Source organism: Lactobacillus sp. C449L (assembly GCF_059900815.1).
Genome location: NZ_JBWXGA010000001.1, coordinates 345,762 through 360,643 on the forward strand (window position 1 = coordinate 345,762; position 14,882 = coordinate 360,643).

At 36.0% G+C, this 14,882-nt stretch carries 16 protein-coding genes; 5 read left to right on the top strand and 11 right to left on the bottom strand.

The annotated features are described in order from the left end of the window. Positions 1 to 73: 73 nt before the first annotated feature. Positions 74 to 343 carry a 30S ribosomal protein S15 gene (rpsO, locus tag AC2JF9_RS01630; protein ID WP_046306781.1) on the bottom strand — a complete coding sequence of 90 codons (270 nt, stop codon included), beginning with the start codon at positions 341 to 343 and terminating at the stop codon, positions 74 to 76. A gap of 199 nt (positions 344 to 542) precedes the next feature. On the opposite strand from rpsO, the gene rpsT reads away from it, so the two are divergent. Then, entirely contained in the window at positions 543 to 794 is a 252-nt protein-coding gene (gene rpsT, locus AC2JF9_RS01635; protein WP_500724956.1) for a 30S ribosomal protein S20, read from the top strand. Between the two features lie 51 nt (positions 795 to 845). Here the strand turns inward: rpsT and holA are convergent, their stop codons facing one another. From holA to typA, 9 genes are all read right to left on the bottom strand, one after another. Further along, the gene (gene holA / locus AC2JF9_RS01640; RefSeq protein WP_500724958.1) at positions 846 to 1,832 is read right to left on the bottom strand and encodes a DNA polymerase III subunit delta; all 987 of its coding nucleotides are present in this window, start codon (positions 1,830 to 1,832) and stop codon (positions 846 to 848) included. Positions 1,833 to 1,834: 2 nt separating this feature from the next. Continuing rightward, a complete protein-coding gene (locus AC2JF9_RS01645) occupies positions 1,835 to 4,114 on the bottom strand; it encodes a DNA internalization-related competence protein ComEC/Rec2 (protein WP_500724959.1) in 2,280 nt (759 codons plus the stop codon). Next, positions 4,083 to 4,784, bottom strand: coding sequence for a ComEA family DNA-binding protein (locus AC2JF9_RS01650; RefSeq protein WP_500724960.1), 702 nt, complete (start codon positions 4,782 to 4,784; stop codon positions 4,083 to 4,085). Before AC2JF9_RS01650 ends, AC2JF9_RS01645 begins: the two co-directional genes overlap by 32 nt. A 65-nt stretch (positions 4,785 to 4,849) precedes the next feature. After that, positions 4,850 to 5,899, bottom strand: a complete 1,050-nt coding sequence (locus AC2JF9_RS01655) for a SepM family pheromone-processing serine protease (RefSeq protein ID WP_500724962.1) — start codon at positions 5,897 to 5,899, stop codon at positions 4,850 to 4,852. After that, positions 5,892 to 6,383, bottom strand: a complete 492-nt coding sequence (coaD, locus tag AC2JF9_RS01660) for a pantetheine-phosphate adenylyltransferase (protein WP_500724963.1) — start codon at positions 6,381 to 6,383, stop codon at positions 5,892 to 5,894. The genes AC2JF9_RS01655 and coaD overlap by 8 nt, the downstream gene beginning before the upstream one ends. Continuing rightward, positions 6,383 to 6,934, bottom strand: coding sequence for a 16S rRNA (guanine(966)-N(2))-methyltransferase RsmD (gene rsmD / locus AC2JF9_RS01665; RefSeq protein WP_500724964.1), 552 nt, complete (start codon positions 6,932 to 6,934; stop codon positions 6,383 to 6,385). The genes coaD and rsmD overlap by 1 nt, the downstream gene beginning before the upstream one ends. After that, entirely contained in the window at positions 6,931 to 7,275 is a 345-nt protein-coding gene (locus AC2JF9_RS01670) for a DUF2129 domain-containing protein (protein WP_500724965.1), read from the bottom strand. The genes rsmD and AC2JF9_RS01670 overlap by 4 nt, the downstream gene beginning before the upstream one ends. Further along, positions 7,265 to 8,452: an FtsW/RodA/SpoVE family cell cycle protein gene (locus tag AC2JF9_RS01675; protein WP_500724966.1), complete on the bottom strand. Its 1,188-nt coding sequence runs from the start codon at positions 8,450 to 8,452 to the stop codon at positions 7,265 to 7,267. The genes AC2JF9_RS01670 and AC2JF9_RS01675 overlap by 11 nt, the downstream gene beginning before the upstream one ends. A 91-nt stretch (positions 8,453 to 8,543) precedes the next feature. Next, positions 8,544 to 10,385 (bottom strand): translational GTPase TypA, encoded by a 1,842-nt coding sequence (typA, locus tag AC2JF9_RS01680; protein ID WP_500724968.1) that lies wholly within the window; start codon positions 10,383 to 10,385, stop codon positions 8,544 to 8,546. A 255-nt stretch (positions 10,386 to 10,640) separates the two neighbouring features. Between typA and def the strand changes: the two genes are divergently transcribed. The 4 genes from def to AC2JF9_RS01700 all read left to right on the top strand — a co-directional run bounded on the left by def (position 10,641) and on the right by AC2JF9_RS01700 (position 14,279). Next, the gene (def, locus tag AC2JF9_RS01685; RefSeq protein ID WP_500724969.1) at positions 10,641 to 11,195 is read left to right on the top strand and encodes a peptide deformylase; all 555 of its coding nucleotides are present in this window, start codon (positions 10,641 to 10,643) and stop codon (positions 11,193 to 11,195) included. Between the two features lie 170 nt (positions 11,196 to 11,365). Further along, positions 11,366 to 11,590, top strand: a complete 225-nt coding sequence (locus tag AC2JF9_RS01690; RefSeq protein ID WP_500724971.1) for a DNA-dependent RNA polymerase subunit epsilon — start codon at positions 11,366 to 11,368, stop codon at positions 11,588 to 11,590. A 5-nt stretch (positions 11,591 to 11,595) separates the two neighbouring features. Further along, a complete protein-coding gene (gene rnjA, locus AC2JF9_RS01695) occupies positions 11,596 to 13,275 on the top strand; it encodes a ribonuclease J1 (RefSeq protein ID WP_500724972.1) in 1,680 nt (559 codons plus the stop codon). Positions 13,276 to 13,331: 56 nt separating this feature from the next. Further along, complete coding sequence (locus AC2JF9_RS01700; protein WP_500724973.1) at positions 13,332 to 14,279, top strand: diacylglycerol/lipid kinase family protein; 948 nt, start codon at positions 13,332 to 13,334, stop codon at positions 14,277 to 14,279. A gap of 64 nt (positions 14,280 to 14,343) precedes the next feature. Here the strand turns inward: AC2JF9_RS01700 and AC2JF9_RS01705 are convergent, their stop codons facing one another. Beyond that, positions 14,344 to 14,811: a GNAT family N-acetyltransferase gene (locus AC2JF9_RS01705; RefSeq protein WP_500724974.1), complete on the bottom strand. Its 468-nt coding sequence runs from the start codon at positions 14,809 to 14,811 to the stop codon at positions 14,344 to 14,346. Between the last annotated feature and the right edge of the window lie 71 nt (positions 14,812 to 14,882).

The window sequence follows — 14,882 nt, forward strand, 5'->3', positions numbered from 1 at the left end:
TAAAATACGATTATGACAAAAGCAAAAAAGCCAGTTCTTCCCAGAACTGACTTTCTATTATTCATATTTAAGATTAACGGCGTAAACCTAACTTCTTGATTAATTCACGGTAACGGTTTATATCGTTATCCTGTAAGTAACGAAGCAAGTTACGACGGTGACCAATCTTCTTAAGCAAACCAACGTATGAGTGGTGATCATGAGAATGTTGTCTCATGTGTTCAGTCAAATTGTTAATGTCTTTAGTTAAGATTGCAACTTGAACTTCAGTTGAACCAGTGTCACCCTCGTGAGTAGCAAATTGCTTAATGATCTCGTCTTTTTCTGCTTTTGAAATTGCCATAATTTTCACCTTTCAATAAAATAAATTGCCGTTAACAACGTTAACCGTCAGGTGTGAGCGAGCAAACAGCGTTAACGGTTCACAACAATAGTATAATACAGATTATTTTTTTAAAAAGCAAGTGTAAATTATCTTGCATCTACAATTATTCTTCAGTATAATCTATTAAGTAAAATTACGATCAATGGAGGTGAATTTTATGCCACAAATCAAATCAGCTATTAAGCGTGTGAAAACTCAAGATGCTTCTAGAAAGCGCAAAGCTGCTCAAATGACAGAATTAAGAACTGCTGTTAAGAAGTTCAAGACTGCTCAAGCAGCTGGTGCCGAAAACGCCTCCGAATTACATATTGCTGCTGCTCGCGCTTTGGACAAAGCCGCTTCAAAGGGTCTTATTCATAAGAACAAGGCTAGCCGTGATAAGAGCCGTTTAGCTAAATTAGCTAAATAATTTTGACAATAATAAACTAAAAAGGTAAGAATGAGTTTCATTCTTACCTTTTTACATACCTAAAATAAATAACTGCAAAAAGTTACTTTCTCGGTACAGACCATTTTTATATTTATAATCAAGATCAATCGCCTGCATTAGCAAACTGGAAAGTTGGCTTACAGAGAGTCGGTTAGCTAGTGCCAATTTTATGCGGTAAGGATGAACTCCTAGTTCCTTAACTATTTCTGGCTCACTCCGTCCACGCTCTTTTAGAACTTTGGCTACCAAAATCAACTCCAACTGACTTTCAAAAACAGCCAGAAGCTGAATAGGATTACTACCTTCACGTAACTGATTATCCAGCCTTTCTATTGCCTCAGTGTAGTTTTGCCTTATGGCAGCTTCCAAGATAGCAAACACGTTTTGCGCAAAAGATAAATCAACATTTTTTCGAACTATTTCATCTGTAATTTTTCCGTTTGCTGCTACCATTTTTAATTTATTGTAATTTGCCAATACTGTATCCAAAACCTGATCACTACGCTCAAGTAATAGTTGCAAGGCAGAACTAGAAATTTGATAACCCTCGGTTGAAATTAGGGCTTTGACTAGTCTATTTACCTCATAGGTTTTTACTTCAGTATTAACTGTGTTGAACTGACGCAATACTGTTTTGGTCAGTTTTTTGCGTCGATCCAGTTTCTCATATGATGCTACTAGAACAACAATATCATCTAATTTGTCTATATTTTCAAAAACTTGCTGTAACTGTTCTAGTTGTTTTTGAATTTTTTTAGGAGTTTTTGCAGTTAAAAAATATGGATTTTTTACCGTAATCACTTTTTGTTGATTAAACAAGCTAGATTCTGTCAAATCGGCTACCAGTTCGTCTAAGCTGTCATTTTCACAATCAATCGTTAACCTTTCCATTTCAGCAAACTGATTTTCATGGGTAAATGAACGAGCAAGGTAATCATTTAAAAAAGCGTCATCTCCTATAATCAAGGTTTGTAGATTGTTAACATTTGAGTTTTTAAAAAGAGAAAGTAAGTTCATTTTTAATCACCAATAAAACACTTAAATTTTGGCTTAGTTAATTTGCTATAAGACCAAGTAATCATACCACAGTCTTGGGTTGAAGCCCACGGTATATGTTGAGTAATGAGTGTGTCAAGCGTTTCCGGATGTGGGTGTCCGAACCGATTATTCCGACCCGCAGAAATAAAAACTAGCTTTGGGTTTAATTTCTTTAAAAAATCAGGGTTTGAGGCAGTACGACTCCCGTGATGCCCTAATTTAAAGTAGTCAGCCTGAAGACCATACTTTGCCATAATGTCTTTTTCACCAGCTTGATTTAAATCACCTGTAAAAAGCCACCTTTTATTGGCCAGGCGGAAAGTTAAAGAAAGCGAATCTTCGTTTTTCCCTAAGCCCGGTTGAAATGGATACACTACATCAAACTTGATTTGTGGCTCACTCACCCTTTCACCAGCAAGAAGCTCAACAACTTGTTCTTTTTTTATTCGCCCCGCTATTCGTTTAACAAAGGAAGGATTTTTAATTAGACCTGAAGCAGTATACAGCTTTTTTACCTTAATCTGTTCAAGAAGTGGACCTAAGTCGCCAACATGATCAGCATCTTGATGAGTGACGAAAATTCCGTCAATTCGACTAATTCCTTGTGCTTTTAGTAATGGTAGCGTGACTTTATTAACTTGAGGAGTCAATTTTTTGCCACTAAAGTTAATTTTTCCACCAACGTCAATCAAATATACTTGGCGCAAAATAGGAGTAGTAACCAAAATGCTATCCCCTTGCCCAACATCAATAAAAGTTACTTGTCCGTTTACAGGAAAGTGAATTGAAATGAATAAAAACAGGTATAGCAGAAAAAGTATACTAATAAATTTATATCTTTCGCATTTTTTAAAAAACTGTTCATTTAAGCAAATTAATAAAATAGCAGTTAAGGTTATCAGCAGGGTGCATTGCCACCAATTAATTTTACCAAAAGTGAGTAATCCAGCTTTGGTGACTGAAATTTGACCAATCAATTTTTCTCCAATTTGCAAAACTGCTTCTAAAAAGTACGCAAAATTGGGATATACTTTAAAACTAATTAAGTTAAGAAATGTCACGGGCATTACTATCCAGTTAAAATAAGGTACAATCAGCGCATTAAAAACCACCGTCAAAAAATTAAATTGAAAAAAATAAAATAATAATAATGGAACCAATAACCCATTCAGAGCTAGCGACTGCTTAAAACTCGGCATTTTGTTCGTTATTTCTATTCCTAGAGCTAAAACATAGCTAAATAAGGCTCCCACACTCATCATCAGTCTGGGGTTTAAGATCAAATGCAGCAAGCAAGTTAGTCCTAATAAATCAGGTTTGGCAATTCTTATTTTCTTAAACTTAAACAGCTGTCCTAAAATATAGGTTAAACTTGCCCGAATGAAGCCAGCTTGTCCATTACTTAAAAAAATTCCAATAATTAGAATAACTAGACAACAAATAAAAGCTTCTTTTTCGGTTAATTTCAAGTAATAGCAAATTGTACAGATAATTATGGTATAAATGCCAACATGTAATCCAGAAATGCTCAAAATATGAATTATGCCTAGGTCTCGATAGTTATTCAGAATCGGCTGATTATCTTGGTCAGAATTTTCACCTAAAATTAATTCACTACTAAAAAAAGCTAATAATCGCGGCATGCTTTTGAAATAAGACTGTACCATAAATCTGATAAGATGAAAAAAATCTAATACTCCCCCAGGCTTGCTAACTACTTTACAGTTGGTTATCTTTAATTGCCGAACAACTTTTTGACTTTGATAGTACTTACAGGCATCAAATTGACCATAGTTTGTCGCCGGTGGTATAGGACTAATTGTACCTTGTATATCTTTTAATAAAATTGTATGATCAAGGTTAAGTAACCTAATTTGATCTTTATTGAGAGTTGCCGAGACAAGCAACTTTTCACTTTCAGTTTTTGCGTAACCTGTTATCCAGTTTTCGCTAACTCTAATTTGATCAGGATACAGCTTTAGCTCTGATTTAGCAGTTAATTCAAAATTAGATTGATTGGTATCTATAGTGACCACCAATAAACTTATCGTTAACAAAATTCCGACAAACCAACCTAAACTTCGGTATTTATACAGTAAAAGAAATGAGAAATAGAGTGCAATTACGATACAGACTGATATTTGAATTAAACTTGCACATTGATAATATAAGAAACTTAAGTCAGTAATTAGCAACGCCGATATCAGCAAAAAGCCTGGGCTTAAAAGATCAGATTGCCAGTTGACTTTTAAGGGTTTCAAAAGTTTTATCTCCAATTCCGGAAACTTGTTTTAAGTCTTCAATTTGCTTAAATTGACCATTTTTTTGGCGGTAGCTAATGATTTGTTGCGCCTTCTTTTCACCAATACCATTCAGTTTTTGTAATTCTGCAGAGTCAGCAGTATTAATGTTTATTTTGGGACTATTTGACTGCGCATTTGATATATCAGCTGAAGTTGTGCTATTTTCCTCTTCTGAAGAGACAATATCAGTTTTGCTGAATTTTTCGCCAACATGAGGAATATAAATTTTATCTTGATCTTTTAGAATTAATGCTCGATTTACATTTTTAAGTTGAGCATTGGTAGCTAAACCGCCAGCTATTTCAATTAGTTCATTTAGGCGAGCTCCATTCTTCAGTGTATAAACCCCTTGATTTTTAATAGCTCCAGAAATATCACAAGTTACATTTTTAGGTTCCAAATTTTTTTGAGTTCTTTTCTCATTAGTGGAATCTGTTTGAGACATTTTCATATCATTAGGATCTGTTTTACGCGTTAATTCTTGCTTTTCTGAACTAAAATTGCTCAAGTTTTCTTTGCGATTATTGTCTTTGCTTATCGCCCAAACAAAAATGACTAGCATAATGAACCCAACAACTAAATATAATTTGTATTTAAAAACTAAGCTTTTGATTTTTTCCCAATCCACTAGTTAAACCTCCTAATTTTAAATACGAAAAAAGTCCAGAATTCTTTCTGGACTTTTTATTTCTTTTAGTAGTGTTTTTTCAAGTAATTAAGTGCATCTTCAAAGGTTCTTACTGGAACTATTTTCATCTTCGTTCCAATCTTTTTAGCAGTCTTTTTAGCTACCACATAGTTGCTTTTTGACTTTTTCAAAAGTGATGTGTCACTTGGGGCAAAAAAGACCTCTGCACCTGCTTCATGGGCCGCTACTACTTTTTTGTCGACTCCACCAATTGCACCAACTTTACCATTTGGAGAAATTGTTCCTGTGCCAGCAATTTTGTGACCTAAAGCTAAGTTTTGCTTAGTAAAGGTCTCATAACTAGCCAGAGTAAACATTAAGCCGGCAGATGGACCACCAATTGCACCAGCATCAATTCGCATTTTTGGTTTGGTAGTAACCTTGACATGCTCCACCAATTGAATACCAATTCCAGGTTTATTAGTTCCTTCGACTTTTACGATTTTGCCCGCAAAAGTGTATCGCTTTTGGTTTCGCAACACATTAATTTTAACTTTAGAGCCAATTTTCTTTTTCTGAAAATAAGAAATCATTTCTTCAGTTGAGCGAAAACGGTGGCCATTTGCACCTAAAACCGTGTCACCAATCTGCAATTTGCCTTTAAAACTTGAATGCTTCTGAACATCCATCACATATACGCCTTCATAAGAAAGTTTCGGTTTTAAACCAGCTTTTTTAGCGGCGTAATAAATCGCATTTTGCTGGCTTGTTTCCATATACCATTCCTGCAATTCTTGGTATTGACTACTCGTAGCATTACCTAGCAATTGCTCTTTTGGTATTCGGCTATAGTACTCGTGCGTATAACTCAACAAATACTGTAAAACAGAGGCCGGACGTGTTGTTTCACTAACTGTAACTAAATAAAAATTATTTGGAGTTTTGTTTCTGCTTTTAATAAATTGATTAACAGGAACAGCATCACCAGGCATTTCAAGATAATAGTTAGTTGGCCAACTAAGCCCTACGATTAGTAAAAATACGACTAAAATCGAAATAATCCAATTACGTAAAGTTTTTTTCCCATTTCTTTTAGTGGTCGGAGTTTTATTCATGAGTTTTTCTCCATTTTTCTTTCATTGCAATGGCAGCTTTTTCAGGCAAAAAAGAACTAATATCTCCACCAAATTGAGCTATTTCTTTAATAATGCTAGATGCAACAAAACTATTTTCTGGTTTTGTAAATAATAAAACAGTTTCGACATCGTCTGCCATTTTTTTATTCATTGCCGCAATTTGCTGCTCGTATAAAAAATCTTCGCTATTTCTGACGCCGCGTACTATAGCTGTTGCTTCTAGTTCGTGAGCAACATTAATTGCCAAGTCATCAGGTCTCTTTAGAACTTCAACCTTGGGCTGATCTTTTAGAGCATCTTCAACCATTTTGACTCGCTCATTAACACTAAAAAGGTAATGCTTGGTAGAGTTAGTCATTATCACAACATAAACTTTGTCAAAAATATTAGTGGCCTTTTTGATTACATCAATGTGACCATTAGTAATCGGATCAAAACTACCCGGAAAAAGTGCATAGTTCATTAGTTTTCCTTTCGATAGAAACGAATGATTGTCTTACCTAAATGGTGCTTCTTGGTTAACAAAAAACCATCAACATTACCAATACTTGTTTCACCATCGGTTTCAGCCACTACTACCACATCATCATTTAATAAATCTAATTCCAACATTTTTTTCATATCAGAAGCAATTTTTTGTTTTGCATAAGGTGGATCCAAAAAAACCAAATCAAATTTTTGTCCATTTTGGGCAAACCTTTTTAACGCAGCCGCACTTGACATTTTATAAACCGAAAAAAGACTCTCTTCTTTAGTCAAGCTAACGTTTTTCTTGATAATTTCAACGGCTTGATAATTAACATCTACAATTGTGGCATGCGCACTTCCTCTAGAAACTGCCTCAATTGCAAGGGCGCCGCTACCACCATACAAATCAAGTACTTGTCCACCAGCAAAAAACTGACCTAGACTATTAAAAAGTGATTCTTTAACTTTGTCACTTGTTGGCCTAGTTTTCTGACTTTTTAAGGTAAATAAATTTCTTTTAGCGTATTTTCCAGCAATAATTCTCATAATAATTGTTCTGTATTACTCTGTTGTTTTTCAGAAAGTTGCCTTTCAGCTGCTTTTGCCAAGTCACTAATCTGTTGTTCAATGTGTGGGCTTGATAAATCAACCTTTTCACTGTCTGATTTTTCAACACTCTTAACAAAGTCAAACGAGTTAAGCGTGTCAATAATTTTACTGGCGTCTTTTTGATCAACATATAAAATGCAATAAGTCATTTTTTTAGAAAAATAAACTATGTCACCAAAACGTCTAAGCTTAAATTGATGACTGACAGAGTTTAAACAAACTATTAATCCCTGTCGCTTAACTAGAGAAGTAGTCGCTAAATCTTGGTTAATACTCATTATTTTCCTCTTCTTCCCGCTTAATTCTCTCGTTGGCAGCAATATTCAGCACTAAGCCAATTGATACTGATAAAACAATTAATGAAGAACCACCATACGAAATGAAAGGCAAAGTAACCCCCGTAATTGGTAGCAATCCTAAAACAGCACCAACATTAAACAGTGTTTCAGTAAAAATAATTGTAGTAACTCCAAAACAAACTAAAGCATTAAATTGCGATTCAGCGTGAATCCCTACATCCATAATGCTCCACATTAAGTAAAATAACAATGCAAGCAATGCTAAAGCACCAATTACACCAATTTCCTCTGCGATGACAGCCAAAATAAAGTCAGTATATGGTTCAGGCAAATATCCTCGCTTTTGCATGCTATTACCTAAACCAACTCCAAACAGTCCACCATTGTGAATAGCATAATACGAATTAACTAATTGAGCACCACCCTTTTGCTCAAGTTCAAAGGGATGCATAAAAGACATCAGTCTTTGATATTGGTAACTATCCTGCAAAAATTTTGGATCCCATTTAATAATTAAAAAGACTAAAAAGAATACGCCAATTGCAATGCCTAACAGACAAATTACAGCGTTTCTAGCTGGAACACCTGATACGGAAAACATCACAATGACAATCATAGCTAAAATAGCTGTACCACCTAAGTCAGGCTCAAGCACAACTAAAAACATCATAATTACCGCAATAATTGCCGGTCTAGATAAATTCTGAATAATATATCCGCGTCGAAAAGAACCATCATGACGATCAAGATAAAATGCTAAGTATATTACCAAAGCTAACTTAGCAATTTCAAGCGGTTGTATTTTAATTATTCCAAGGTCAATCCAACCAACTGCACCATTGACAGCAGCGTCTGAACCTCTAAAAATCTTTAATACAATTAGATATAGTAACAAAAGCATACTAATACCTAAAAACCCAGCTACAAATCGTGGACTCTTAAAAAGCTCTAGTTTTAATAAAAACGTAACTGTGGCAAAAAGGAAAACAGCAAATACAGCATATATTGCTTGTCTAATTCCATAGGTTGCAGGCCTAAATCCATTTACGAGCAAAATGTCAGAACTAGCAGAATAAACCATAATTATTCCAATAATTACTAGTAATAAATATGGAACCAAAATTCTGTAATTCATATGCTGAAATTTTTGTCGCAAAATAGTCGTCCCCCTTTTTAGAAAATATCTTCTTTATTATAAAACAAAAATGGCACCACTTCATCAGCGAGTGCCATTTTTATCACATCATTTACTTTTTATTACGTTTCTTATCAGCTTTTTGACGTTCTGAAGTATTTAAAATCTTTTTACGAAGTCGAATTGATTCTGGAGTAACTTCACAATACTCATCATCGTTCAAGAACTCAATTGACTCTTCAAGCGTCATCGTTTTAGGAGTTCTAATTGCTGCTGCATGATCTTTACCAGCAGCACGCGTATTAGTTAAGTTTTTACCCTTAATAACGTTAACGGCAATGTCTCGGTCACGTGATGATTGACCGACAATCATACCCTCATATACTTCAACACCAGCACCAATGAAAAGCTCACCACGTTGTTCTACTGTTTGCAACGAATAAGTAGTGGACTTTCCTTGGCTGATTGAAACTAGAGCGCCATTTTGACGTCCTGGTTCCCAGTTCTTTACAACTGGCTTATATGAATCAAAACTATGGTTCAAAATCCCATAGCCACCGGTTTGAGACATAAACTCATTGTTATAGCCAATCAAACCACGTGAAGGAACAAGGAAATCTAACCGGGTTTGGTTATTACCCGTTGATTCCATATTCTTCATTTCTCCTTTTCTTTGAGAAATGGTATCAATTACTGAACCAACATATTCGTCAGGGGTATCAACTTGAACGGCTTCATATGGTTCACACATTTGACCATCAATTTCACGATAAATAACTTTTGGTCGAGAAAGTTGTAATTCAAAACCCTCACGGCGCAGTTCTTCAACTAAAATTGATAGGTGAAGTTCACCACGGCCAGAAACAGTCCACGCATTAGTCTGGTCCGTTGGTTCAACTTTCAGCGAAACATCAGTCCGAGTTTGCTTAATCAAACGGTCTTCAAGTTTCTTAGGGGTGACCTTGTCACCTTCACGACCAGCAAAAGGAGAGTCATTTGCTACAAAGTCCATTTGCAAAGTTGGTGGATCGATCTTCAAAAATGGTAATGCTTCTGGATCTTCAGCTGACGCAATAGTTTCTCCGACAAAGATATCATTTATTCCACTGATTGCAATAATGTCACCGGCTTTTGCTTCGTTAATTTCATTTCTCTTCAAGCCGAAGAAACCAAATAGTTTAGTAACTCGGAAGTTTTGTTGTGAGCCGTCACGCTTCATAACCGTAATGTTATCGCCAACTTTTACTTTTCCACGATAAACACGGCCGACACCAATTCGACCAACATAGTCGTCCCAATCAAGCATTGTAATTTGGAACTGGAGAGGTTCATCAGCATTATCAAGAGGAGCCGGAATAGCCTTAATAATTGTCTCAAAAATTGGAGCCATAGTTTCTGTTTGAGTAGCTGGGTCAGCTTCATAAGAAGAAGTACCGTTTAAAGCAGAAGCATAGACAACTGGAAAATCAAGTTGCTCATCGTTAGCACCAAGCTCAATAAAAAGTTCAAGAACTTCATCCAGAACTTCTTTAGGACGAGCGCCTGGTCGGTCAATTTTATTAATCACAACGATTGGTTTAACACCAGCTTCTAGAGCCTTTTTAAGGACGAAACGAGTTTGCGGCATAGTTCCTTCATAGGCATCAACCAGTAGTAAAGCGCCATCAACCATGTGCATGATACGTTCAACTTCGCCACCGAAATCTGCGTGTCCAGGAGTATCTAAAATATTGATAGTTGTACCACCATATTTAACCGCAGTATTCTTAGATAAAATAGTAATACCACGTTCACGTTCAATATCATTAGAGTCCATCGCACGATCTTCAAGAGCCATATGCTCTGGCAACGTGTCGGATTGTTTTAATAACTGATTAACCAAGGTCGTTTTACCATGGTCAACGTGAGCAATGATAGCTATATTTCTAATATCGTCTCTTCTTTTTTCTGACAAAAGTATTCCTCCCCACTCCTCAATAAAAAAACTGTGACAATGTCACAGTTTCGGCGGCATATCAAAAAACATGCTGATCGAAGTGTTTCATATCTGTATATTTACGCTCATTGATTTTACCACCTAACTATTATACTGGTCAACGTTTATCCCTCTTTTTCAAATCAAATTTTTATTATAGAATAAAAAGCAGACAAATTAACCCAACTTATGTTAAAAATATAGTTATAACTTTTTACGAAAGAGTGAATTTAATTGATTTTAATGAAAGATATTACCCGCGATGGAAATCCAGTATTGCGTAAAACGGCCAAACCTTTGACCTTTCCTTTAAGCGACCATTACAAAAAGCTGGCTAACGACATGATGGAATATTTAATTAACTCACAAGATCCCGAAATCGCTAAAAAGCATCAGTTACGTGCCGGAGTCGGCTTGGCCGCTCCGCAAGTTGGGGAAAGCGTTCAGATGGCGTCTCTGCTTGTTCCAAATGACAAAGGAGAAATAGTTTTTAAAGAAACTATTGTCAACCCAGAAATATTATCTGAATCAGTTCGCCAAGCCTGCCTTAGCGAAGGAGAAGGCTGTTTAAGTGTTGACAAGGTCATCGATGGTTATGTGCCTCGCCCAGATAAATTAAAGGTTCATTATTATAACGTTGAAGGTGAAGAAAAAACCGTTCGCCTAAAAGACTATCCAGCAATTGTTGCCTCCCACGAAATTGAACATTTGCGTGGTCACCTTTTTTATGATCGAATTAACAAACAAGATCCGTTTAAAATAGCCGACGATACTGTGGTTATTTACTAGTAGCTGACTTGATAACTAAACTGTCAAATAACGTTTGACAGTTTTTTTAATCAAACTATTAGAACTTGTTTCTATACTTAAAATCATAATTATGATAGAATTTTACTAGCTATTGGGTATTTTAGTATCCAAATAAGAACGTTTAAGAACTGAATAAGGAGAATACAAATATGATCTACAAAGTTTTGTATCAAAAAGACAAGGTTGTCAACCCAAGACGGGAAACAACACAGACTCTTTACCTAGAAGCGGACAATCTGATCACTGCTAGGACTTTGGTTGAGGAGAACACCCCCTACAACATTGAACTCATCCAAGAATTAACTGGAAACTCACTAGAATATGAAAAAGAGCACGCCGATTTTAAATTGACGTCTTTTGAGAGTAAGAAGTAATTTAAGTGCGCATTAAAAACAACGAAGTTGCCATCGTAGCAATCGGGGGGTTGCACGAAATTGGCAAAAACATGTATTGTGTTCAATACCAAGACGAAATTATCATTATGGACTGTGGAATTAAGTTCCCAGAAGATGACCTTTTAGGTATTAATTATGTTATTTCCGATTATTCCTACTTAATTAAGAATCGAAAAAAAATCAAAGCGCTAGTAGTTAGCCATGGTCATGAAGATCACATTGGCGGAATTCCATTTTTACTGGAAAAAATTCCTGAAATTCCGGTCTACGCCACTCCATTTGCTCTAGCTTTAATTAAAGGCAAACTCGAAGAACATGGTATTTTACGAACAACCGAATTACATGAAGAACATGAAGATACGGTTCTTAAGTTCAAAAAATTAACTGTTAGCTTTTTCCGAACTACTCACTCAATCCCTGATACTTTAGGAATTGCGGTTCATACTCCGCTAGGTTCTGTTGTCTTTACGGGAGATTTCAAGTTTGACCTGACACCAGTGATGAACCAACCAGCTCCGGATTTTCAAAAAATGGCTCAAATTGGCAATGAAGGCGTTCTAGCATTGCTTTCAGATTCAACCAATGCTGAAGTTTCGCAATTTACTAAATCTGAAATGTTCGTTGCAAAATCGTTGCATGACATTATTACTGGTATTCATGGCCGAATTATTTTTGCCACCTTTGCCTCTAACCTTTATCGGGTATCAACAGCAATTGAAGCTGCAATTGACACTGGTAGAAAAGTGGCAATTTTTGGTAGAAGTATGGAAAATGGCGTCCAAAACGGAATTGATCTTGGTTATCTTAACGTACCCGAAGGATTGATTGTTGATGCAAATGAAATTAACCATACTCCTGCTGATGAAGCAATGATATTGTGTACTGGTTCTCAAGGTGAACCGCTAGCTGCCCTTTCTCGGATTGCTAATGGTACTCACCGACAAATTAGTTTGCAACCGGGAGACACGGTAATTTTTTCATCAAATCCGATTCCAGGCAATACTCTTAGTGTTAACCACCTTATTAACAAGTTAATGGAAGGTGGCGCTAATGTCATTCATGGCAGAATCAACAATGTGCACACTTCTGGTCATGGTGGCCAAGAAGAGTTAAAAATGATGGTTAGACTTACCAAACCGAAATACATGATTCCCGTTCACGGTGAATATCGCATGCAAGTTGTCCATACTGAACTAGCCCAAGCAGCTGGAATTCCAGAAGATCACACCTTTGTTTTAGAAAATGGTGAAGTAGTTTGTTTTGGTCCTGAAGGATCACGAATTGCTGGTCACATTCCCGCTGGTGATGTCTATGTTGATACCTCCGGTACCGCAGATGTCGGCAATGTAGTAGTGCATGATCGTCAGATTTTATCAGAAGACGGGTTGGTAGTTGTAGTTGCTACAGTTGATTACAAGCATAAACGAGTACTTGCTGGCCCAGATGTTTTAAGTCGCGGATTCGTTTACATGAGGGAATCAACTGAGTTAATCAATCAAGCTCAAAAGCACATTTATCATATTATCAAAACTGAAATGGACAAAACTGACAATCCTAACGACAGTGTTGTTCGCAAAGCAATTGTTGAAAATCTCTCAGATTTCTTATATTCAAAAACCAAGAGACGACCAATGATTTTGCCAATGATTGTAGAAAAGAAATAAACAAAGCCCTTAATCGGGCTTTTTCTTTTTCCCAAAAAAACATATAATTAGATAATATGAATACAAAAATAAAAATACATTTACTTGTCAATGAAACGGCCGGAAACGGACACGCAAAAAAGATACTAGACCAAATGGTTCTTATACTGGTAAACGAGAATATTGATTTTGATATTAAAAAGAGCACTTTTGCTGGAGAAGCCATTACCCTTGCTCAAAAATATGCTGATCAAGAGCATCAAAAGGAAGAAATTTTGGTAGTAATTGGTGGAGATGGTTCGCTTAATGAAGTTCTTAACGGCATTAAGCGCTCTGTCAATCCAATGACTCCTTTTGCATATTTACCAGCTGGAACAGGTAACGACTTTGGTCGTGCAGCTAGCCTTACTAGTGATCCCAAAGAGCTCCTTAACCGCCTGAAGAAAAATCCTAATCCAGATTTAATTGACTGTGGAGCATTCAAACTTTTAGAAGCTAAGAATAAGACTTATTACTTTGCAAACAGTTTTGGAGTAGGCTTTGACGCATATGTTAATCATCTCAGCAATATATCGGAGCTTAAAAAACTGCTAAATAAGTTAAATGAAGGCAATCTAATTTATGGTCTGCACATCCTTTCGGCTCTGTACAAGCAAGATACTTTTGGAGTTGATGTGAAAGCCGATGGTCAAAGACTGCATTTTAATGATGCGTTTTTGGTTACCATGACTAATCACCCCTATTTAGGTGGAGGTATTCCGCTTCTGCCAAGTGCTAAAATCGACAGTCATAAGATAGACGTAGTGATTGTAGAAAAATACAGCATAATGAAATTAATCAAGCTGCTTATCAATCTGCTCAAAGATGGTTCACATGTAAGTGATCCGCAGTTTCACTATGTTGAAGCTGAAAAAATCGAAGTTCAAACCACTAAAAAAGAATTTGCTCAAGTTGATGGTGAAGAAATTAAAGGAAATAGTTTCAAACTTGAACTTGCAGTCGACCAGTTTAGATTGTATAGATAATGTCACATCAAAAAAGGCTATGAGAAATCCAATTTTCTCATAGCCTTTTTAATTGGTATTGATGTTACTCAATCTTAAACTTATATAGCCCAAAGCCCATATCGTTTAAAATCTGTCTCAAGTCCTTTTCCTTTAAACGATCCCCATTCGTACAAATAGAAAATTGACCATGTTCATCAATCAATTTCTTTTTAGTTTCGGTAAAACCATTTTGCTGGTAAAACTTCAGTCTTTTCACACGCTGGGAATAATTTGCAGCTTTTTTAGTAACTGGTTCAATGTCCAAAACAATTTGCTTATCAGCAAAACGCTTCTTTAATTGTTGTAGAACTTTTGACCCATAGCCTTGACTGCGTTTATCAGGATTAATTGCAAGATAAGCCAGGTATACCACCTCTGCACCTTCAACAATAAGAGCAAGCCCCACAAAAGCACCATTATCCTCAATTGCTTCAAGATGAACATTTTTACGTAGGCTCATTATTAAAAGATGGAAAACCGGAAAACGCTCACTAGCAGGAAAAGCTGTCAAATACAACTTCTTTACTAATTGATAGTTTTTGGTTCCCCATTTTACTTGATTAAATTCTAAAATAGTATCAT